Genomic DNA, 24227 nt, shown 5'->3' on the forward strand with positions numbered 1-24227 from the left:
TTCCCTTATATATATTAATTCGATATATAAATAAAAAATCCTCTATTTGTAAAGTAATTTAATCAATTATCGAATCAATAGGTTTAATAACCGATACGAATCATAGGAATCATCATCTATTAAAGATCAATACATAAGGATTCCTATACTCCGTATCTTTAAATTATATGCAAATGAAATTTGATAATAATAGGCTGCAATGAAATCATTGCAGCCTATACTTATCGCTTATAGCATATTATTTTGCGTAATCCACAACGCGAGTTTCACGAATAATTACGACCTTAATTTGGCCTGGATATTCGAGTTCAGACTCGATGCGTTTTACGATATTCCGAACAAGTAATGTAGACTCAGCTTCATCAATCTTATCCGGTTTTACTACAACGCGAATCTCACGACCTGCTTGAATAGCAAAGCATTTTTCAACGCCTTCGAAGGATTCAGCGATTTCTTCCAATTTAGATAAACGTTTTAAGTAGTTTTCTAATGTTTCTCGACGTGCTCCTGGACGAGCCGCAGAGATAGCATCAGCAGCTGCTACTAATACAGCTTCTACAGATTGGAACTCTTCATCACCATGATGAGCGCCAATGCAGTTAATTACTGCTGCGCTTTCACGATATTTACGAGCCACATCAACACCGATTTGAACATGAGAACCTTCAAGTTCACGGTCTAATGCTTTACCAATATCATGGATCAAACCACCTCGTTTAGCCAAGGTTACATCACAGCCTAGTTCAGCTGCCATCAAACCTGCTAAATGAGATACTTCAATAGAATGTTTCAAAACGTTTTGACCGTAACTAGTACGATATTTCAAACGACCTAAAATCTTAACAATTTCAGGATGTAAGCCATGAACATCAGCTTCAAATGTTGCTTGTTCACCAGCTTCTTTAATAGTTTGGTCAACCTCTTTACGAGCCTTACCAACCATTTCTTCAATACGAGCTGGATGGATACGACCATCTACAATCAATTTTTCTAAAGCAATACGAGCCACTTCACGACGAATTGGGTCGAAGCCAGAAAGAATAACTGCTTCTGGTGTGTCATCGATAATCAAATCAATACCTGTTAATGTTTCGAGTGCGCGAATATTACGGCCCTCACGACCAATAATGCGGCCTTTCATTTCATCATTAGGCAATGCCACTACGGATACGGTAGTCTCCGCCACATGGTCAGCTGCGCAACGTTGGATTGCAGAGGAGATAATTTCTTTTGCTTTTTTCTCCGCATCATCCTTAGCTTGCTGCTCCATTTCCTTAACCATAATTGCCGTTTCATGACGAATTTCTTGTTCTACATTTGTTAACAAGATATTCTTAGCTTCTTCAAATGTCATGCCAGAAATACGTTCTAACTCTGCCATTTGTTTTTCATACAAAGCTTCAATTTTTTCACGGCTTTGGGCTAAGTCAGCTTCTTTGCGATGTAAAGCTTCCTCTTTGTGTTCAATATTGTCTAATTTTTTATCCAAAGATTCTTCTTTTTGAAGAATACGACGTTCCATACGTTGAAGTTCAGAACGGCGATCTTTATTTTCTCGTTCTACATCAGAACGGAGCTTATGAATTTCTTCTTTCGCTTCTAATAAAGCTTCTTTCTTTTTAGACTCAGCTGTGCGCTCACCATTTGCGATGATGCGTGCAGCCTCTTGTTCAGCTTGATTCAGTTTTCCTTCAGCAATATTTTTTCTAAAAAAATAGCCTGCCCCTAGTCCAATCAGTACCATTACCACTGCAATTAGACAATACTCTAAAATATGTCCCACATCTTCTAAAATCTGTCTCACCTCCTCTTAAATTCTCAAAATCGAGCTTTCATGCTCCTTTTTATGCCCTTCATGCATTAAATTATCATTTAGCCATATCATCATATAAATAAATAAGGCTATTATTAATTTTAGACTTGAAAGCCCTTTCTGTCAAGATTTTACAAGCCTGGTAAGGCCTCAGAAAAAGTACTATCTATTCATAAAAATCATTGCACACAACTTGGATAGTACTCGTTGAAAACCCTCTATATTTGAGAAAATTAAAGACTTTTACACGAGGAGTGCAGTCCTCATTGAGAATGGAACCAAATTTTTTCTCCACCACACGATAAGCGGCTTTCACTTCATCATAATCAGAGATTTCCGGAGGCACAGTAAGACCTCTAAGTTTCATCTTTTGCTTAATCATGTAGGCGCCGTATTTTTGTTCTTTCATCAAATAGTCTAATACCTGTCCAGACAGGCGCTCATCATTGATATAATCATAGTCTCTAAGGCGTTCGAGGACCCTCTCAATGATTGGGTCCTCGATTTGTTTACGTCTCATTTTTTGTGTCAGTTCATAGGAACTTAGAAATCGTTGAGCTAGGAAGCGATACGCTTGATCCATAGCAGCTTGCATCGTTTCTTCACTCATGATTATACTTCTTCAGTTACTTCTTCACCGATTACATCGATTTCTTCAGTGCCAACCGCTAATGTATCGCGAATAATACGATCAATCTCATCTGCGATTTGTGGATTGTCGAGCAAGTATTGTTTAGCCGCCTCTTTACCTTGGCCCATACGTTCTCCATTGTAGGAATACCATGCACCAGATTTATTGATGATTTCCATATTTGTACCGATATCGATAAGAGTACCTGCTTTAGAAATACCTTCACCATACATCAAGTCAAATTCTGCTGTTTTGAATGGAGGTGCTACTTTGTTTTTAACTACTTTAACTTTAGTGCGAGCACCAACGTTTTCGTTGTTAGCTTTAATAAGTTCACCCTTACGAACATCAAGGCGTACAGAAGAATAGAATTTCAATGCACGACCACCTGTTGTAGTTTCAGGGTTCCCAAACATGACGCCTACTTTTTCACGCAATTGGTTGATAAAGATAACAACAGTTTTAGACTTGCTGATGATACCAGTCAGTTTACGCAATGCTTTACTCATCAAACGAGCTTGTAAACCTACGTGAGCATCGCCCATTTCGCCTTCGATTTCAGCTTTAGGAACTAAAGCTGCAACGGAGTCAACTACGACGATATCTACAGCGCCACTGCGAACTAAAGCTTCTGTAATTTCAAGAGCTTGCTCACCATTATCTGGTTGAGAAATCAATAGATTATTAATATCTACACCTAAGTTACGAGCATATACAGGATCCATCGCATGTTCTGCATCAATGAAAGCTGCAATACCACCTTGTTTTTGCGCTTCTGCTACAGCGTGAAGAGCTACTGTTGTTTTACCAGAAGATTCTGGACCGTAAATTTCAATTACACGGCCGCGAGGGAAGCCCCCTACACCAACAGCGATATCGATAGCAAGGGAACCAGAGGAGATAACCTCTACATTCATGCGATCTGCTGCTTCACCAAGGCGCATAATAGCGCCTTTACCAAAGTCTTTTTCAATTTGTTTTAACGCGTTATCCAACGCTGCTTGTCTGCCATCTACAGCCATTATTTTATTTCCCCTTTTCTGTTATATAAGTATACACATAATATAGTGCTAGCTCTGCTGCACTTTGTCGAATATCTTCGCGATTACCAATTAAATTAGCCTTGTGAGCTACTGTCCCATGGGGTCCAGTTACACCGAACCACACAAGACCAACCGGCTTCTCAGGGCTACCACCGCCGGGACCAGCTATGCCAGTCGTAGAAACGGCATATGTTGTTTGACCCACAGTTCGTGCCCCCTCTGCCATAGCCTTAGCGACTTGCTCACTTACGGCACCATACGTATCGAGCATGTTTTGAGGTACACCTAGTACACGATGTTTGATGTCGTTGCTATACGAAATAACGCCACCCATGTAGTATTCACTACTACCGCTGACATTAGTCAATAACTTACCAACTAATCCAGAAGTACAGGATTCAGCAGTACTAATCGTGCTATGCTCTTCAAGTAACACATGACCAAGTGTTTCCTCCATAGAAACAGTCAAGTCACGTCCTACACGAGCTCCTAATCGTTCTCGAATGATAGCATCCCAAGGATTGAGAACCTCATGGGCAGCCTCTAAGGTGTCAGCCTTAGCAGTAATACGAACCTCTATGTACCCCTTTTTAATGAGCAAAGCTATGGTTGGATTCGATTGGTTCTTAATGAGATCCATTAAGGTATTTTCTAAATCAATTTCGCGAATATCGTATACCCCATAGCGATAGGAGGTAACAACACCTTGTGAACCAAATCGATTCATTAAATAAGGCACCACACTATCATGGAACATACCCTTCATCTCACCAGGAGGTCCTGGCAAAAGAATATATGTAGTATCGCCATCTTCCACTACAACACCAGGCGCCACGCCTACCGGATTATGTAATACGTTTGCGCCTTCAGGCAACTCCGCTTCTCGACGACTTGCATCCGGCACGGTACGTTTTACACGGTCAAAGAATTTTTTAACCTCATCCATAGCCTCTTGATTAAATACAATAGGTCGTCCAATAGAATCGGCTAATACATTTCGTGTAATATCCCCTTGCGTTGGTCCTAATCCGCCAGTACTAATAACGATGTCCGCTCTAGTGCTAGCTAATTGAAAGACCTCTGCCATGCGCTTAGGATTATCCCCCACTACAGATTGATGAGCAATAGTATAGCCTAATTTATTTAATTCTTGTGCTAGCCAAGATACATTTGTATTCACTGTATCGCCTAGCAATAATTCTGAACCTGTAGAAATAAGTTCTACAATCATCAGATCACCTCCACAATCGAAAGAATCGAGCTGTGTTTTATTCTACAACCGTAGCTACTACATCATACGCAAAACCTTGTTCTACTTGTACTTTGAGGATGTCACCAGGTTTAATATCTTCGCCGCAGTCTTCGATGTACATGTTGCCGTCTACATCAGGAGCTTGAGATTTCAAGCGTCCTTTAGCTAGTAATGTACCATTCTCGCCGTCCTCGATTTCTTCCACCATTGCATAGTCAACAGTACCTTCTAAATCGCGATTATTCTCTTCAGAAATAGCTGCTTGAATGGACATGAGAATATGATAACGTTCTTCTTTCACCTCTTCTGGCACTTGATCTTCACGGGCACCAGCTGGTGTACCTTCCTCTTGAGAGTAAGTAAATACGCCCATATTATCGAATTTTATTTCTTTTACAAAGTCACAAAGTTCTTCAAATTGTTCATCTGTTTCACCAGGGAACCCAACGATGATAGATGTGCGCAATGTAATATGTGTCGGTGCATTTCTAATCTTCTTAAGCAAACGTTCAATATCATTGCGATCATCACGACGATTCATTTGTTTTAAAATATCGTTATTCACATGTTGTAGTGGAATATCTACATATTTACAAAGTTTTGGCTCATTAACGATAATATCTAACAATTCATCGGAGAAGAAAGTTGGATATAAGTATAACATGCGAATCCATTCGATACCTTCTACGGCAGTTAATTCCTTAAGCAATGTAGTCAACAATGGTTTACCATCATTTAGATCAATACCGTAACTAGTCGTATCTTGAGCGATAAGAACGACCTCTTTAACACCGGATGCAGCCAATCGTTCTACTTCAGCCTTAATAGACTCAATAGTACGACTGCGGAACGCACCACGCACCTTTGGAATAATACAGAAGGTACAACCATTATTACAGCCTTCAGCAATTTTTACATATGCACTGTACCGAGGCGTTGTTTGAATACGCGGCATACGCTCATCATAAATATTTGTAATATTTTCCATGATACAACTGCGATTACCATGTTCAATAGCATCAACGGCTACCATAATCTGGTCCCATGCACCTGTACCGATTAAAGCATCAATTTCAGGAATTTCTTGGAATAATTTATCTTGATATTGTTGGCTTAAGCAACCTGCTACAATAAGACCTTTACATTTACCATCCTCTTTATATTGAGCCACCTCAAGAATAGTATTAATAGACTCAGCTTTTGCTTTCTCAATAAAGGTACAGGTATTTACAACGATAAGATCTGCTTCGCTTAGGTCCTCTGTAATCGTATAGCCATTATCTTTCAATAAGCCTAACATTACCTCTGTATCTACTAAGTTTTTAGCACAACCTAGGCTAACATACCCTAATTTCTTACCCATTCTATATCCTTTCATAACTAGTTTATTTCTCAATTTACTTCCTGTAATAGGATCTATATAACTGAGTTACTCCTTGCGGAAGCGCACTTGGCTAACCCAGTGATTTAACAATAACTTTTTACCATCTATAGTGTAACCACCATTAACAGGCCATAAAATTAACTCGTGTCCCAATGAGTCTTTTGGCTCATCCATTTCTGGATTCGTAAATATATAGGTGAAATTATTTTCAACCATATATTTTGCAGTCTTTGTAGATAACAACCAATTAATAAATTCAACGCTATCTGCTTTATGTTTTGAATTTTTTAATACAGCAGCGCCAGTTACATAATATGATGTTCCATCTGTTGGGTATATAACCTTAATTGGATATCCATGACGAGTATATTGGGCTGCATCAGACAAATTACCAATGCCGATATTAGACTCTCCTAACGCAGTTAAGCGAACTGGAGTAGACAAGAACTTAGCATGTTGTATTATATGTGGCTTTAAGCTATATAAATAGTTCAGTGCCTCAGGCTCGCCTCTATATTCCACCATGTTATATAACAAATTAGCTGCATTTTGGGATGCTACAAAATCGGTCATTACAATAGACCAATCACCTTGTTTTCCCAATGTATCCCAAGTAGTAATATATTTACCTATCCCATTGTAGAAGGTGTCATTTTGAACAAATACAATCGGATCATACCAAAGACCTACCCAATACCCATTTATATCTTTTAGATTATCACGTACTTCGTCAATTCTCTCATTAACGATAGGTGCATATTTCCCTACATTTGCCCCTACAACGAGATTATCTTCAGAGGTAAGTACCAGATCACCAGATGTATCAGCTACATTTGAAGCCGACCGTTGGGCCATTTGCTCTTCTGTAAGAGGCATAACTGTAACTTTTACATTTTTCTCCTCTTCATAACGATCGGCAAGCAATGTAGTTATATTGTTCGGCAAGTCTGTATAAACAGTAATCTCACCACGAACAGGTTCTTTTGCATGTTCTAACTGTTCTTGATGGTAAAAGTTTACGCCATAGGTTAACATTCCTATAACAAATAGGGCTAAAACGCCCGGAGCAATCCACCGTTTCATATATGCCTCCTATAAGACATAAAGTATTCCCAAACCAGAATAGACAAAGCTATTCTCCATTATTAACGACTACCACGTCCTCGATTACTATTAGATGGACGACTTTTGGTCATGCCATTACGAGAAGGTCTACCCTTACTACTTTTCTCACTAGACTGACGTCCGTTGCGACGATCATTATTCTTCCCACTATTACGAGAACCACTAGATTGACTAGTACGATTAGTCCGACCAATTGGGCGTGGTGGAATCAAACATTCAGGTCCAAACCCTATCAAGTCACGTCGATTAGCTTCAATGAGTGCCTCTTTTACAAGGTCATAATTTTCAATATTTTTATATTGCATTAAAGCCCGCTGCTTAGCTTTATCTCTACCTTTTTTTGCAACATATACAGGTTTTCCATCCAGTGGGTTAATGCCCGTATAGTACATACATGTCGATAAACTTCCCGGCGTAGGAATAAAGTCTTGCACTTGTTCTGGATACATATGTTGATCGCGGAGAAACTCGGCTAATTCAATAGCATCTTCCAAGGCACAACCTGGATGAGAGCTCATAAAATATGGTACTAAATATTGCTTCTTACCAAGCTTTTTATTGGCCTCCTCAAACCAAGATTTGAAGGTGAGGAACTCTTCCTTACCAGCTTTGCCCATCATATTAGTAACACGTTTAGAAACATGTTCTGGCGCTACTTTTAATTGTCCACTTACATGAAATTCACAAAGCTCGCGGACAAAATCTTTATTGTTATCCGCTAGAACATAGTCATAACGCAAGCCAGAACGAACAAATACCTTTTTTACGCCTTTTAGCTTACGTAACTTACGGAGTAAAGCAATATAGTCATCATGGTTTGTATTTAGATTTTCACAAGGCTCTGGAGCAGCACAAGTACGACCTTTACAAGCACCATATACAGCTTGTTTGTCACAAGCTAAATGACGGAAGTTCGCCGTAGGGCCCCCAACATCATGAATATATCCTTTAAAGTTATCCATATTAATCATAGTTTGAGCTTCATCAAGTAAAGACTCATGACTACGATTTTGGATGATACGACCTTGATGATTTGTTATTGCACAGAATGAACAGCTACCAAAGCACCCCCGTTGACTTACAAGGCTAAACTGTACTTCGCTTAATGCTGGTACGCCACCCTTATCATCATATTTAGGATGCCACTTGCGAGTATACGGCAAGTTATATACGCCATCCATTTCCTCCTGCGTAAGTGGCAATGCAGGTGTGTTTTGAACAAGATATCTATCGCCATGTTTTTGTACTACTATACGACCATAGAATGGATCTTGTTCATCATACTGCATACGGAATGCATCAGCAAAAGCCATCTTATCCGCTTTAATTTCCTCAAAAGATGGACACTCAACATAGTCTATGGTAGGGATTTCCTTGGCCATATAACAAATACCACGAATAGATGGCAAGGACTCTTTAAATCTATCTTGATCTAACGCATCAGCTAATTCTACAATTTGAAGTTCACCCATACCATAAATGAGTACATCCGCCTTTGAATCAACTAAAATAGAACGACGCACAGTATCTGACCAATAATCATAATGACCAAATCGACGTAAGGACGCCTCTATGCCACCGATAATAAGAGGCACATCACTGTAAGCCTCCTTCATACGATTCGCATATACCAAGGTAGCTCGATCTGGGCGATGGCCCGCTTCACCACCTGGAGAATAGTCATCTTGTCGACGAATTTTCTTTGCTGCCGTAAATTTATTGAGCATTGAATCTAGATTCCCTGCCGTAACAAGGGATGCTAGACGCGGTTTACCAAGTTTTTTGAAAGCCTCTACATCATTCCAATCTGGTTGATCTATAATGCCTACACGATAGCCTTTGGATTCTAAGTATCTGCCGATAACTGCAGGTGCAAAGGAAGGATGGTCAACATAGGCGTCCCCACTAATGAGGACAAAATCTAATTCGGCCCAACCTCGTTCCTTCATCTCCGAAGGTTCTGTTACTAAAAATCTATCCATTGATTGTGTAAATGCCTTTCTATCATTCCTAATCAACTATTAGAAAAGGAATAACCACAGTAAAAATAATGCCATACAGAATAAAATAATGCCTAAAATAATACGTTCCTGAACGATAGAACGTTGGCGTTTTCGTTGACGCGTTTCTAAGGACATACGCTTTTTAGAGGTTTGGTATTCAACGAATTCACTTTGCACCAAATTTGGCGCAGCTTGTGCCTTCTGACGCGTCACAGAACGCAAAGAAAACGTATCTATATCACCTACTTGACTTTGGTAGGCTTTTACCAAGCGATCCCCATCAAGATCTAAATAATTACCGTAATTACGAATAAAGCCTTTTACGTAGACCTGACCAGGAATGATGTCATACTTACCATCTTCTATAGCTTCCAAATAGGTTGTTTTAATGTGCAGTACTTGCTCCACATCTTTAAAGGTTAAATTACGTCTTACTCGTTCACGTCGTAATTCTTCGCCTAATTCAGCCATTTTCGTTCCTCTCTTAATCTACATAATACTCATATCGTAATCATTTAATTATTGCTCATCATTGGAGTCTGAGAAATATCGCGCCTTAGCTTGTTCAGGGCTCATCAAAATTTCTCGAGCCTTACTGCCCATACTAGGACCAACAATTTTAAGATCTTCCATCGTATCAACAAGGCGAGCCGCACGAGTATACCCAATGCGGAATCGACGCTGTAACATAGACACAGAAGCTTGACCAGATTCCATAACGAGATTAACAGCACGTTCTAATAATTCATCGCGGTAGATATCATTTTCTTCTGATGATTCTTTTTCGGTTTCCTTCTCAGCCTCTTGTGTAACAGTATCGTCATATTCTGGTTCACGTTGAGCTTTTACAAATTCCACAAGATGTTCTACCTCATCATCAGAGATAAACGCACCTTGTACACGAATTGGTTTATTAGCACCAATTGGAGCAAATAACATATCCCCTTTACCAAGCAATTTCTCAGCACCCGCCATATCGAGAATAGTACGGGAGTCAATTTGAGAACCTACTGCAAAGGAAATACGGCTCGGTACATTGGCCTTAATAGAGCCTGTAATAACGTTGACAGAAGGACGTTGCGTAGCGAGTACCATGTGAATACCTGCAGCACGCGCCATTTGTGCTAAGCGACTAATAGATTCTTCAATATCATCAGGAGCAGTCATCATAAGGTCAGCTAACTCATCGATAATTAATACAATCAAAGGCATAGCCGCCTTAGGGTGCGCTTCGTTATAGCTCTTAATATCGCGTTTGCCAGATGCTGCAAAAGCTTTATAACGAGCCTCCATCTCACGAACAGCCCAACGCAATACAGCAGCTGCTTTTTTCATATCTGTTACAACTGGCGCCATCAAATGAGGAATGCCATTGTAGATAGACAATTCAACCATCTTAGGGTCGATTAATAAAAGCTTAACCTCTTCTGGTTTACGACTAAATAGAATACTTGAAATCAAAGTATTTACACATACAGATTTACCAGAACCAGTAGTACCTGCTACAAGCAAGTGAGGCATCTTCGCAAGGTCAGTAATAACAGGCTTACCTGCAATATCCTTGCCAAGACCTACCGGAATACCCCCACGAGCGTCCTTGAAGTCACTACAATCAAGAACATCACGCAAATGAACGGCCTCTGTCGTCTTATTAGGAACCTCGATACCGATGGCGGATTTACCAGGGATTGGAGCCTCCATCCGAATATGTTGAGCCGCTAAGTTTAAGGCAATATCATCAGTTAAGTTGACGATACGGCTAACCTTTACACCAGGTGCAGGTTCAATTTCGTAGCGTGTAACAGTTGGACCTTGTGTAGCATTAACGACCTTAGCAGTAATACCAAAGTTACTCAATACATTTTCAAGCATCATTGCATTTTGCGCTACTTCTTCACCATTGCTTTGACTCCCCTTCCCTTTCGCCAAAATATCAAGGCTTGGGAAATGATAAGGTCTATCATAGGTACGATGAATTTGACCATCTTTAGATACTGCTACTTGTGCTGTATCTTCTGTAGTACTAATAGTAGATGGTACTTGTAAACTCATACCAGACATACCGGCACCAGCACTTACAGAACTTGCTGCAGCACCTGTTCCAGGTACAGCAGAAGCTATGGCAGCGTGATTAGTTTCCAATGGACCAATCGTTGTATTTTGATATGTAAACTTTGGTTGTTCCTCATGGTTATTCTCTACTGAGTCAGATTCATCTATATATCCTTCGTCTGGAGTATATGTATAATCCTCATCTGGAGTATATATATAGTCATCACCTGTAGATCTACTAGCATCAGAGAATTGATCAAAATCATCTACATCATAAGACTTCGCATCACCAGCATCTTCAGAAATATTCGCCAATTGTTCTACTGCACGGTTGCGCGCTTCTATTTCAGCTAATTCTTTCCAAGATGTAGGAGCCTTTGGAGCTTCTACAGTCGTCACTGTATCCACCATAGGTTCATTATCTACAACCGCACTCGTTTCAAAGTTATCTCGGTCAGTAGTGATACCTCGTTTTTCAAGTGTATCTAACGCTTGATCTGCAGCATCAGCAAAGCGTGTGTCCTTTTCCCTGTTATACGCTTTCCGTTGTTCTGCAGCTTCTTTACGTTGTTCATTCCAATCTTCAAAGACCTCTTTAGCTACAGCTACCTTCTCAGCAGCCACTTCTTTAGCTACATCTAAACCTACTTGTGTTTTATCCGCTGCCTTTTGCAAGCCACTTCGCAAAGATAAACGAGTGATTAGAATACCAAAAGCTAATAATAAGAACACATCTAAAATGATAGCCCCTAGCTCACCTAATAGGGTGCGAAGGAATGTAGCGATGGCACCACCTACTACACCACCTTGGTCAGCCAATTGTGTTGTGATTAATTCCTGCCCCTCAGGAACGCGCCACAATGGAACAAGGGCTAGCAAGAATAGGAAGAACAAAGTCATTACAACGCCCCGTTTAGTAACGGAAATAAATGTTCCTTTATACAATAATCGCCAGCCAATCCAGAACACACCAAGGCAAGGAATAATACCGCCTAGGCCAAAACCATAACGGAATATACCTGTTAAAATCTGTCCTACAAGACCGAGTTCAAACCCAAAGAATCCGAGCAAGGAAATAACTGCAAAGGCAATTACAATTAAGCCTTTAACTTCGCTGCGCAAGGAAAATCCTTGAGACTTAGTTTGCTGTTTTGTACTTGTTCGCTTTCGTCGTGTATTGCGTTTTTTGGTGGAAGTTTTTTCTTCTGCCATAAATCTATACAAACCCCTTACTTATATAACACTACTGTAAATTAACTTATCATTATATTATAGCATATATCGAAGTATTTAGTTAGCTTTTACGCCGTTTCTCCCAGTCACAAAGTAACTGTTCTTCCTTGCCTCTTTTAATACCGTTGTAGTACGAAGCATCCATAAGAGGTGTTGGTAGATACTGCTGTTTTATATAGCCATTTGGATAGTTGTGAGCATACTTATAGGTGTTCCCATGACCTAACTTGCTAGCCCCACTATAATGACTATCTTTTAAATGATCTGGCACCTGTCCACAATCCTTGTGGCGCACATCAGCAATTGCTGCATCGATAGCCAAATAAGCAGAATTACTTTTCGGTGCTAATGCTACATAACAAGCCGCCTCAGACAATATGATACGAGCCTCTGGAAATCCTACCATATGAGCCGCTTGAGCCGCTGCATTGGCTAGAATTAAAGCTTGCGGATCTGCAAGGCCTACATCCTCAGCTGCACATATTACGATCCGACGAGCAATAAAATTAGGATCCTCCCCCGCTTCAATCATACGTGCTAAATAATGCATCGTCGCTTGTACATCAGAGCCACGCATACTTTTAATAAAAGCAGAGATTGTATCGTAGTGGCTGTCACCTTTTTTATCATATGTGTAAATCCGACGTCCCACAACTTTTTCAAGAACCTCTATGGTTATATTCCCTTCATCCGGTACCATAGCTGCAGCCTGTTCTAAAATATTCAAAGCCATACGACCGTCGCCATTAACGAAAATTCCTACATCCTCTAGCACTTCATCGGCTACTTGTAAACGGCGTTTACCAAGACCTACCTCTTCATCTGTAATAGCACGACGCAAAATTTGACCAATCGCCTTTGGTGTCAAAGCCTCCAATGTTATGAGTCGCAAACGGGATAAAAGCGGTCTATTAACCTCAAAAAACGGATTCTCTGTGGTGGCACCAATGAGGATAATCGTACCATCTTCTACACAAGGTAATAACACATCTTGTTGGCTTTTATTGAAACGGTGGATTTCATCGAGGAATAATATAGTTCTTTGTTGTAATGACCGTACGCGCTTACGAGCATCCTCTATGATGTTACGCAACTCACCTATACCAGCATTGGTAGCATTTAAATTTACAAAATGACTGTTACTTACCTTAGCAATGATACCTGCTAGTGTAGTTTTCCCCGTTCCACAAGGCCCATAAAAAAGCATAGATGGAATGGTATCCTTCTCTACCATAGCACGTAAGAAGGTCCCCTTCCCTACGGCCTTCTCTTGACCGTATAAATGATCCAACTTGGTAGGACGCATACGCACAGGAAGTGGCTCATATGCATTTGTAGGCTCTAAATCAAACAAACTATCCATTCTATCACCTCAATTCACTGTATCTAAACTATTAATATTCATATTTCTAAACCATTGATGTTCTCATTATATGCCATTTTTACACGCAAAAAAGCCCCACCATGCCGTAATGTACCGCGTTTTGATCCTGCTTAGGGCAGGTGGGTGTCCTCCTCATCCTGCAGTTGTCCCATAAGGGCGTAACGTTCAGACGAGAGTTCGGACTCCCGAAGTAAATGTGTTGGCTCAAAACTGCGATATCACACGCACATGGCAGGGATATCTTATACATAAATAGTATCAGAAAGATTGGTAATAAACAAGTCTTGACATTTGAATTTTAATCAATTCTTGCCTATGTTTTTACACCAAAGATTGCTCTTCTTCTTCCTCGATATCTGGTTTAATATGCAACTCTTTTAATTGTTTAGGTTCTACTTCAGATGGCGCTTGGCTCATAACATCAGAAGCAGATTGAGTTTTAGGGAATGCGATTACGTCGCGGATAGATTGACGTTTTGCCATCAACATAACAAGACGATCAAGGCCGAATGCACAGCCTGCATGAGGAGGTGCACCATATTGGAATGCATCAAGCATGAAGCCGAATTTGGATTTTGCTTCTTCTTCAGACAAACCAATAGCTTTGAATACTTTTTCTTGTACATCAGATTGGTAAATACGCAAGGAACCGCCACCGATTTCAACACCGTTCAATACCATATCATAAGCGATTGCTTTTACGCTGCCAGGATCGGATTCTAATTTATCAAGGTCTTCATGACGAGGCATTGTGAACGGATGGTGCATTGCAACATAACGTTTTTCATCTTCGTTATATTCGAACATAGGGAAATCAGTTACCCATGTGAATGCCAATTTATCTGGATCAATCATGTTCATACGACGTGCCATTTCAAGGCGCAATTCGCCCAATGCACGTGCTACAGTTGCTGGTTTATCAGCAATCATCAATACGAGGTCGCCACCTTTAGCGCCCATTTTTTCACCGATGTTGCGGATTGTATCTTCACCTAAGAACTTCATGATTTGAGACTTGATAGAACCATCTTCGTTGAAGCAAGCCCATGCAAGACCTTTTGCACCATAACGGTTTACATATTCAACGAGGTCATCAAGTTCACGACGAGGAATACCTGCATCACCAGGTACTACGATACCTTTAACTACGCCACCATTGTCGATAACAGAACGGAATACTTTAAATTCTGTATCTTTTACAAGATCAGTTACATCAGTAAAGGCCATGTCGAAACGAAGGTCTGGTTTATCAGAACCATATTTATCCATTGCTTCATCCCATGTAATGCGAGGCATAGGCAATGTGATTTCTTTGCCCAATGTAGTTTTAAATACATGAGCAACCATTTCTTCAAGCATGGAGTAAATGTCTTCTTCATCTACGAAGGACATTTCCAAGTCGAGCTGAGTGAACTCTGGTTGACGGTCTGCACGCAAATCTTCATCGCGGAAACAACGAACGATTTGGAAATATTTTTCATAACCAGCTACCATCAAGATTTGTTTGAAAATTTGTGGAGATTGTGGCAATGCATAGAATGTACCAGCATTTACACGAGAAGGTACTAAATAGTCACGAGCGCCTTCTGGTGTAGATTTAGTAAGCATTGGAGTTTCAATTTCCAAGAAATCGCGGCTATCGAAGAAGTCGCGCATTGCTTTCGTTACTTTGTGGCGTAAAATCAAGTTACGTTGCATTTCTGGACGACGTAAGTCAAGGTAACGATATTTTAAACGAATATTTTCATCTACATCGATATCATCTTGGATATAGAATGGAGGTGTTTTAGCAGAGTTCAATACGCGCAACTCTTCACAGTACATTTCATATGCACCTGTTGGAAGATTTGGATTGATAGCAGCTTCATCACGTTTTGTAATTTTACCACGTACACAAAGTACATATTCGTTACGAACATCCTCTGCTTTGTGGAAAGATTCCACGTTATGATCTGGAGATGCCACTACTTGTACTACGCCAGAACGATCACGTAAATCCAAGAAAATCAAACCACCATGATCACGACGGCGTTCAACCCAACCACATAATACGACCTCTTTACCTACCTCTTGTTCAGAGATGGTGCCACAACCGTGCGTACGGTGTAAGCCTTGCATTGTTTCCATTCTAATTGTCATCCTTTCACCAAAGAAGTTATACGTTCAGAAACTATATCGAGTGGTACAGTTTCTTGTTCACTAGTTTCCATGAATCGGATTATGGCTTCCCCACGAGCCAATTCATCATCACCCAATATGATAACATATTTTGCATTAATTTTGTTAGCATATTTTAATTGTGCCTTCATACTCTTACCCTGTCCGTCCATTTCAACGGATACATATGCATCATGCAATGCTTGGCAAATTTTGAAAGCCTCTACCTTAGCCGCATCACCAAGAGCTACTACAAATGCAGATGGCTCTACAGTTTGTTCCGGTAATAAGTTTTGTTTTTCAAGGGCTAATAATAAACGTTCCATGCCCATCGCAAAACCGATAGCTGGTGTATGAGGACCATCAAGTTCCTCTACAAGGCCATCGTAACGACCACCACCGGCTACTGCACTTTGAGCCCCTAATGGAGTATATTGCACCTCAAATGCTGTTTTTGTGTAATAATCAAGGCCACGTACTAAACGAGGATTTAATGTATATTGCACATTAGCAGCCGTTAAATAAGTTTTTAATTCTTCAAAGTGATCATGACATTCTTCACATAAATGTTCGTGAATTTCAGGAGCACCTACGGACAAGGATTTACATGTTTCATTTTTGCAATCCAAGATACGCAAAGGATTTTTATACAAACGTTCTTGGCAGTCACTACATAATTGTTCTTTTTTAGGCTCAAAGAACTCTATTAATTTTTCACGGTATACAGGGCGGCATATTGGACATCCTACAGAGTTCACCTCTACATTGAGGTCTTTAAGGCCAAAGTCTTTCAACAATTGTACGACCATGCAGATAACTTCACTATCCACTACAGGGGATTGAGAACCTAATACCTCTGCCCCAAATTGGTGGAATTGGCGGTAACGGCCAGCTTGTGGTTTATCATGTCGGAACATAGGCCCCATGTAATACCATTTTGTAAGGCCTTCTTTACCATATACTTTATTTTCTAAATAGGCCCGTACTGCAGATGCTGTATTTTCAGGGCGCAAGGTAAAGCTAGAGCCACCATCATCACCCGTAGTAAATGTGTACATTTCCTTTTGTACTACATCTGTAGTTTCACCGATGCCACGCAAAAATAATTTAGTATCTTCAAAGGCAGGTGTGCGAATTTCGTTGAACCCGTATACCTTACAAATTTCACGCATACGCTGTTCAATATAGTGCCAATTTATCATTTGCTCTGGCAAAAAGTCTTGTGTACCTCTTGGTTTTCTAATAGCCATTACACAACCTCCCAAAATTTTTTACAAATTCTATGTCGTTTCTCTAATAGTGCATCTATCGTTGCGTGGTAAACATCTACATCCTTTGGCATGTGCTGTTTCAATTGACGATATTCAGGGGCCCGCATCCACTTAGATGAACTACCAGGTCCCATGGAAAGAATACTTTGTCGTTCCTCCATAATCTGAATATTATATTCGCACGCTTTGCCGGGCAAGGTATAGCCGATATTCTCTAACTGTCCTCTCATATATTGTTGGCGATACAGATAATATGGCACATAACCAGCCGCTTCAAGACGCTCTTTACCATATTGTACCATGTCTGCCACGAGATGTTCCTCAGGGATATCATCTTGCATATTTAAATCATACAATGGGCTACCACGTTTTAATGCTAACGTATGAATTGTAACATTTTCCGGCAAATTTTGACATACATAATCCATATTCTCTATCATGTTTTGCATCGTTTGATTTGGTAGACCGGCAATAAAATCCATATTTACCGCTAACGACGTATTATGTTTGACATATTGTAACAACTCATCAATATCACGTGCACTATGTCCACGCCCTATGCGACGTAAAATATCATCTTGCATCGTTTGTGGGTTAATACTGATACGATTGACACCTAAATCAAGCATAGATCGTAACTTTGTAGGATTAACAGAATCCGGTCGCCCCGCTTCTACAGTAAACTCATGACCTTCAGGAACAAGTATAGATAGCTGTTTTAGAACTTGGTGAAAGTCTTCGTCCCCTAGCACCGTCGGTGTACCGCCCCCCATATAGATGGTATCTACCGTTAAGCCATAAGATTCAACAATAGTTTTCATATCCTCTATGTCCCGGTCTAAGGCAGTTAAAAATTGGCTTTTACCATCATAGTCCTGATAGAGTCCATACGGAAAGGAGCAGTAAACACAGCGGGTGTCACAAAAAGGAATGCCACAATAGAGACTCACCTTTTTATGGTCTGTATCAGCTAAAAATGGACGTTGGTATTCACCTATAGAGCCTAAAGTGGCAAGTTTTTCCATAGACACAGAAAACTCGTCCCTAATGTGACGAGTTGCTGTGTGGACAGAGCCATATGTATCTATATATTTATGTAGCAGCTTTGTAGGGCGTACACCGACCATAGTCCCCCATGGTGCATCAACTGGCAAGCCTTGATATTCACGCAAATAGCTTAACAAAGCTTGCCCTATTTGACGTCGTCCCATAGAGGAAACAGGGCCTTCAAAAGTCTGAACTGTCTCACCAATGGTAACTGTTAAGGTATACAATCCATCGACTTCATGAGCTTCAAGGATAACATCTGGATGCACCTTGTCAGAAAACAGGCCTGCAGCACCACAATTATGAGCCACTACAGAACCAAGCGGTAATGGTCCCGCATATAGATATCCATTAAGCATGGTGATGAGCCATACGTTCTAATTTTTCAAGTTCTGCTTCAGACATATGATTTTGGCAGTCGCTGCAATAACCATATACTTTCAATTGATGGTCGATAGTGCGGAAGTTCAATTTTTTAGCGATAATGGACTCTAATGTTTCAAGCATATCGTCTTCAAACTCGGATACTTTTCCACATTTAACGCAGATCAAATGATGATGGAAATGAGCGAACTCTTCATCATTTAATTCGTAACGGTTACGACCATCGCCGAAATCAAGACGTTTCAACAAATCAAGTTCAGTGAAGAGATCAAGTGTTCTGTAAATAGTAGCCAAGCCGATATCAGGAGCCACTTCTTTTACAAGTACATATACGTCTTCTGCACTTAAATGATTTTCATCAGCATCGATGAAGGCTTGTAAAATTGTTTGACGTTGTGTAGTCAATTTGTATTTTTTGTCTTTAATGCGTTCTTTTAATTTTTCTAATGTTGTATTCATGATAACTATCCCCTTTACTTCTTACAAAATTTTATAAAACCTACGCTCCAACGAATGGATTGTATTGTTTTTCATAACCTATATTTGTTTCCGGCCCATGACCAGGATACACCATAGTATTATCAGGCAACTTATAGAGCTGCGTTTTAATGGATTCCATTAACGTCTCATAAGAACCATTTGGAAAATCTGTACGTCCTACGGAATCTCTAAATAGTGTATCGCCTACAAATACAAGGCCTTCCATATAATAACATACCCCACCTGGCGTATGACCTGGCGTTTCAAGTACTTCAAGGTCAATAGCGCCACATGTAATATGGTCACCTTGCTTAACCTCGATGATATCAGCATTTACCTTAATGGGTGTAGAATTGCTATACGCACTAAGGTTGAGCTCAGGGTCAGCCAAATACGGTACATCACCCTTTTGAATATATACAGGCACATGATATGTATCTACAATATCTTGAACGCCACCAATATGATCACCATGACCATGGGTTAACAAAATCGCCTTTGGTTTTAAATCATGTTTCTTTAAAGACTCTAATACTTCAGCAGTAGCAGGATCAATAATGAAAGCTTCTCCTACCTCTTTATCTCCGATAACATAACAGTTAGTCCCTAATGGACCTAATGGCATGCGCATAAGCACTAATTGTTGTTCACTCATTAAGCCCCTCCTTTACTACGTTGTACCGTATATACTTCACGAATACGACGCAACTTAGTCATAACAAAATCAAGTTGTGAAATATCTCGGATATCAACAACTACATTGATACTTACGGTTTTAGTATCTTCTTGAACCTTTGCATTGATGTTTGTAATGGTGATTTTCAATTCTGAAAGTACAGCCATAACCTCCATCAACAGACCATTTCGATCATAAGCTTGGATATCGATGCCTACGTGGAAAGATTCACCAGAGGAACCATCCCAGGAGACCTCAATCATACGCTCTAAATCTTCTGGCGTATGCCCTAGACTCGTACAATCGGAGCGATGGATGGATACCCCACGACCACGCGTGATATAACCGATGATATCATCACCAGGTACAGGGCTACAGCATTTCGCCATACGCACCATAACACCAGCTTCGCCTTTTACAAGAACGCCTGTACCATTCTTGGTCGTTTTCGGACCTTGAGCTTTTAGTTTCTCAATGATTTGTTCAGTGCTGTGTTTAGACTCTTCTGCTTCTTTAGATTTTTTATAGAGTTCAATTAACCGCAATAGAACAGTGCTTACAGGGATGCCACCATAACCGCAAGCGGCAAACATTTCTTCTTCTGTACATGCTTTGAGCTGTTTCGTAACCTGTTGAAGTCGATTGTCGGTAATCAATTCTTTCCAGTTATAATTTAATCGTTTTGCTTCTTTTTCAAGAGCTTCTAAGCCTTTTTCAATATTTTCAGCTTTATTTTCACGCTTGAACCAGTTGCGTATTTTACTCTTACTTTCAGAAGAACCTACGATATTAAGCCAATCAAGGCTCGGACGACCTGTTTTAGATGTAATGATATCTACGATATCACCGTTTTGCAAGGTGTAATCAAGAGGTACAATTTTACCATTTACCTTGGCACCTACGCATCTATGCCCTACATCGGTATGAACACGATATGCGAAATCTAGTGGAACAGACCCTATCGGCAATTTAACAACATCGCCTTTTGGTGTAAATACGAATACTTCACCAGAGAATACGTCTAATTTTAAAGCGTTTACAAGCTCTGTTGGATTACTTGTATCTTGCCATTCCAATACTTGGCGCAACCACGCAACCTTTTGGTCGAAATCCTTATCGCCATTTTTATTGCCTTCTTTATAACGCCAATGCGCTGCAACACCGTATTCAGATACGCGGTGCATTTCCCATGTACGGATTTGAATTTCTACAGGTTGCCCCATGGTACCGATAACCGTAGTATGTAACGATTGATACATATTAGATTTCGGCATGGAAATATAATCTTTGAAACGATATGGCAATGGTTTCCACAAGCTATGAGCAATGCCTAATACGGCGTAACAATCAGGAATTGTATCAACGATAACGCGAACTGCAAGCAAGTCATAGATTTGAGATAAATCGCGATTGTCCTTTTTCATCTTCTTGTAAATACTGTAGAAATGTTTTGGACGACCTTTGATATCCGCCTTAATATGAGCTTCGCCTAAAGCCTTAGTGAGTTGACTCATCGTATCATTTACAATATCTTCACGAGCTTGGCGTTTTTGCTTCATTTGATCTACAAGATCATAGTATTTTTCTGGTTCTAAATACCGGAATGATAAGTCTTCCAGCTCCCATTTCACATTGAAGATACCAAGGCGATGTGCTAAAGGAGCAAAGATTTCTAATGTTTCCTTTGCAATGCGCTTTTGTTTGTCGCTACGCATATGCTTTAAGGTACGCATATTATGTAGGCGGTCACCTAGTTTAATAACAACGACGCGCACATCCTTCGCCATGGCTAAAATCATCTTCCGATAATTTTCCATTTGCCGATCTTCTTTTGTTTCATATTGGAATTGGTTTAATTTCGTTACACCATCAACAAGGAATGCTACTTCAGAGCCAAACATTTCCTCCAAGTCTTCCTTTGAATATGATGTATCCTCAACCACATCATGCATGAGTGCTGCCATAAGTGTGATATGGTCAATTTGTAAGTGTGCCAAAATATCAGCTACTGCTAGTGGATGCATGATATACGGTTCACCAGAAGCTCTAAGCTGACCTTCGTGAGCCTTATCTGCAAGCTCAAAAGCCTTTAATACTTGGTTACACTCATCATCTGTTAAATAGGTATGGATATACTCCATAAATTCAGCTAAAGCTTTTCCTTTATCAAAAGTGCTTTGTTCTACTAAAGCTTTGCCTTCTTCATTTACAGTTGTCATGGTGTCACCTCCTATACACTATAGGTAAGAAATGTTACGGACGTGACAAGATCTAATTTTCCTTCAATGGCATTCCATCTTAGCATTAATTGACCATCATCACTGGTATATTCTTCTATGATGCCCAACTCCTTAAATACATCTAAGGATGTAAGGGCACTGCGATTATTTTGATCTGCCGGCTTACGGCGCAAAATTTCTTGTTCCACATTATAAACCGATTGACTACGACCACGCATAACTTGTTTTACTATGACATACATTTGTCTAAGACCTTCCGTGGAAAGCGTAATCGGCTCTTCAGTGAGCGGTTCAATAGCTTGGATCATAAGCTGTGGAGAAACCATCCCTTGCCATTCATTCTTTTGCAATGAAAATGCTACTTTCACCACAGTTCCAATGAATATAGTTTTAAATAAATCGGGACGATTCCAAGCAATGGCATCCAATGTGCCACTAGAGGTTTCTAAAATTACCTTGCAGTGATTTTTCAATTGTCCCATAAGCATTATATCTTGTACGGTTGCTTCCATAACGGCAAAGACTGGCGTACTATTAACCATACCGTAGGGCTCAAGAGCTGATACGCGGTCAATAATATCTACATCAATATCATCAACGGGTAGTTCCGCATCAATAGCAACAACAGGAATGTATTCCTCTGCTGTTACATGCTCCTTACAATACGCAGTCAAACGGTCTCGCAATTCATCTATACGATTTGCATCAATACTGAAGCCTGCTGCTGCAGCATGGCCACCGAATTGTAATAACACATCTTCGCAAGACTTCAGTGCATCGTAGATATTAAAACCATCGATACTACGACAGGAGCCTTTGCCAATGCCATCGTGGATACTAATAACCAGGGTCGGCTTATAAAACTCCTCAACTAAGCGAGAAGCCACAATACCGATAACACCAGGGTGCCAGTCTTCACCGGCTACAACGGTTACATAGTCTGCCTTATGGCCTTGGTTAGCCACATCGATACGAGCTAGTTCGTGAATATTTCTCTCTAGTTCTTGACGCTCACGATTTGTTTCATTTAATTCTTCAGCAATCGCTTCAGCCATGTCAGCATTATCAGTAACTAGCAACTCAACAGCACGTGTTGCATGGGTAACGCGACCTGCTGCATTGAGCCGTGGGGCTAAGGTGAAACCAATATGTCCAGATGTTATAGTTCGTTCATGGAGACCTGCTACATCGATTAGCTTTTTAATTCCTAGATTTGGATGACTATTCATCTTTTCAAGGCCTGCTTTTACGATGATGCGGTTCTCACCGACTAACGGCACAACGTCCGCCACAGTGCCTAATGCAACGATATCTAAATCATCTAAATACCATTCACCAGTCTTTGTAAGCCACAATGCTTGGCATAATTTAAAGGCAACCCCAACACCGGATAAATTCTTATCCTTATAGTGACAGTCCTTTTGCTTGTGGTTAATAACAGCCTTTGCTCGTGGAATCATATCTGGTGCCGTATGATGATCCGTAATAATCATATCGATACGGTCACGTACAGCCTCAACAATATCGTAAGAGCTAATACCACAATCCACGGTAATTACTAAAGCTGTCCCCTGCTCTATAAGATGCTCTAAAGCCTCTAAATTGAGGCCATACCCTTCACTTTGACGCTCTGGTATGTAATAGGTAACATCAGCACCTAGTTTCTTTAAAAAACGATATAGAACAGATGTGGCAGTAATGCCATCTACATCATAATCACCATAAATAACGATTGGTTTATGTTTTTCAATTGTCTCCTGAACTAGCGAAACAGCTACATCCATATCTTTTAATGCGAATGGATCTAACAAATCAGACAAAGAGCCTTGTAAAAACCGACGCCCTTCATCAACATCTATGTGGCGATTAACCATTAATTTGGCCACAATAGGATTCACACCAAGTTCACGGATTAAGATATTCTCTTGTTCTTTGTCGCTTGTGGAAATGCGCCAACGTTTTTTCTTAATCATCATATCCCTCAGTAGTTTATAATCAATATTAGTATAAAACTTCAACGTATTATCATTATCATTTTTATTTATTATACAT

General features: G+C 40.1%; 17 protein-coding genes and 1 other RNA gene. All 18 read right to left on the reverse strand.

Annotation, left to right across the window (positions count from 1 at the left end; all coding sequences use genetic code 11):
- Positions 1 to 238: 238 nt before the first annotated feature.
- Complete coding sequence (rny, locus tag QZ334_RS01090) at positions 239 to 1783, reverse strand: ribonuclease Y (protein ID WP_105094511.1); 1545 nt, start codon at positions 1781 to 1783, stop codon at positions 239 to 241.
- Between the two features lie 196 nt (positions 1784 to 1979).
- On the reverse strand, positions 1980 to 2423 hold the full coding sequence (locus tag QZ334_RS01095) for a regulatory protein RecX (RefSeq protein ID WP_257846375.1): 444 nt from the start codon (positions 2421 to 2423) through the stop codon (positions 1980 to 1982).
- Between the two features lie 2 nt (positions 2424 to 2425).
- Positions 2426 to 3466 (reverse strand): recombinase RecA, encoded by a 1041-nt coding sequence (gene recA, locus QZ334_RS01100; protein ID WP_105094512.1) that lies wholly within the window; start codon positions 3464 to 3466, stop codon positions 2426 to 2428.
- 4 nt (positions 3467 to 3470) lie between these two features.
- A complete protein-coding gene (locus QZ334_RS01105; RefSeq protein ID WP_295231217.1) occupies positions 3471 to 4718 on the reverse strand; it encodes a competence/damage-inducible protein A in 1248 nt (415 codons plus the stop codon).
- Between the two features lie 37 nt (positions 4719 to 4755).
- Positions 4756 to 6102 (reverse strand): 30S ribosomal protein S12 methylthiotransferase RimO, encoded by a 1347-nt coding sequence (rimO, locus tag QZ334_RS01110; protein ID WP_295231220.1) that lies wholly within the window; start codon positions 6100 to 6102, stop codon positions 4756 to 4758.
- A 66-nt stretch (positions 6103 to 6168) separates the two neighbouring features.
- Positions 6169 to 7206: an ABC transporter substrate-binding protein gene (locus QZ334_RS01115; RefSeq protein ID WP_105094515.1), complete on the reverse strand. Its 1038-nt coding sequence runs from the start codon at positions 7204 to 7206 to the stop codon at positions 6169 to 6171.
- Positions 7207 to 7268: 62 nt separating this feature from the next.
- Entirely contained in the window at positions 7269 to 9230 is a 1962-nt protein-coding gene (locus tag QZ334_RS01120; protein WP_295231224.1) for a YgiQ family radical SAM protein, read from the reverse strand.
- 39 nt (positions 9231 to 9269) lie between these two features.
- A complete protein-coding gene (locus QZ334_RS01125; protein ID WP_005386075.1) occupies positions 9270 to 9722 on the reverse strand; it encodes a helix-turn-helix domain-containing protein in 453 nt (150 codons plus the stop codon).
- A gap of 48 nt (positions 9723 to 9770) precedes the next feature.
- Complete coding sequence (locus QZ334_RS01130) at positions 9771 to 12515, reverse strand: FtsK/SpoIIIE family DNA translocase (RefSeq protein ID WP_295231227.1); 2745 nt, start codon at positions 12513 to 12515, stop codon at positions 9771 to 9773.
- Positions 12516 to 12597: 82 nt separating this feature from the next.
- Positions 12598 to 13899, reverse strand: coding sequence for a replication-associated recombination protein A (locus tag QZ334_RS01135; protein WP_295231229.1), 1302 nt, complete (start codon positions 13897 to 13899; stop codon positions 12598 to 12600).
- 89 nt (positions 13900 to 13988) lie between these two features.
- Positions 13989 to 14161, reverse strand: a non-coding RNA gene (ssrS, locus tag QZ334_RS01140) — 6S RNA.
- Between the two features lie 80 nt (positions 14162 to 14241).
- Complete coding sequence (gene aspS, locus QZ334_RS01145) at positions 14242 to 16047, reverse strand: aspartate--tRNA ligase (RefSeq protein WP_024065547.1); 1806 nt, start codon at positions 16045 to 16047, stop codon at positions 14242 to 14244.
- Positions 16048 to 16055: 8 nt separating this feature from the next.
- Positions 16056 to 17327 carry a histidine--tRNA ligase gene (gene hisS / locus QZ334_RS01150; protein WP_295231233.1) on the reverse strand — a complete coding sequence of 424 codons (1272 nt, stop codon included), beginning with the start codon at positions 17325 to 17327 and terminating at the stop codon, positions 16056 to 16058.
- Entirely contained in the window at positions 17327 to 18754 is a 1428-nt protein-coding gene (gene hemZ / locus QZ334_RS01155) for a coproporphyrinogen dehydrogenase HemZ (RefSeq protein ID WP_295231236.1), read from the reverse strand. The genes hisS and hemZ overlap by 1 nt, the downstream gene beginning before the upstream one ends.
- On the reverse strand, positions 18747 to 19238 hold the full coding sequence (locus tag QZ334_RS01160) for a Fur family transcriptional regulator (RefSeq protein ID WP_105085886.1): 492 nt from the start codon (positions 19236 to 19238) through the stop codon (positions 18747 to 18749). Before QZ334_RS01160 ends, hemZ begins: the two co-directional genes overlap by 8 nt.
- A 40-nt stretch (positions 19239 to 19278) precedes the next feature.
- Entirely contained in the window at positions 19279 to 19914 is a 636-nt protein-coding gene (locus tag QZ334_RS01165) for an MBL fold metallo-hydrolase (protein WP_295231240.1), read from the reverse strand.
- Complete coding sequence (locus QZ334_RS01170; protein ID WP_060923967.1) at positions 19914 to 22154, reverse strand: RelA/SpoT family protein; 2241 nt, start codon at positions 22152 to 22154, stop codon at positions 19914 to 19916. Before QZ334_RS01170 ends, QZ334_RS01165 begins: the two co-directional genes overlap by 1 nt.
- A gap of 11 nt (positions 22155 to 22165) precedes the next feature.
- A complete protein-coding gene (recJ, locus tag QZ334_RS01175) occupies positions 22166 to 24148 on the reverse strand; it encodes a single-stranded-DNA-specific exonuclease RecJ (RefSeq protein ID WP_295231242.1) in 1983 nt (660 codons plus the stop codon).
- Positions 24149 to 24227: the final 79 nt, after the last annotated feature.

This window comes from Veillonella sp., assembly GCF_019414865.1.
In the GTDB taxonomy this organism is placed as follows: domain Bacteria; phylum Bacillota; class Negativicutes; order Veillonellales; family Veillonellaceae; genus Veillonella.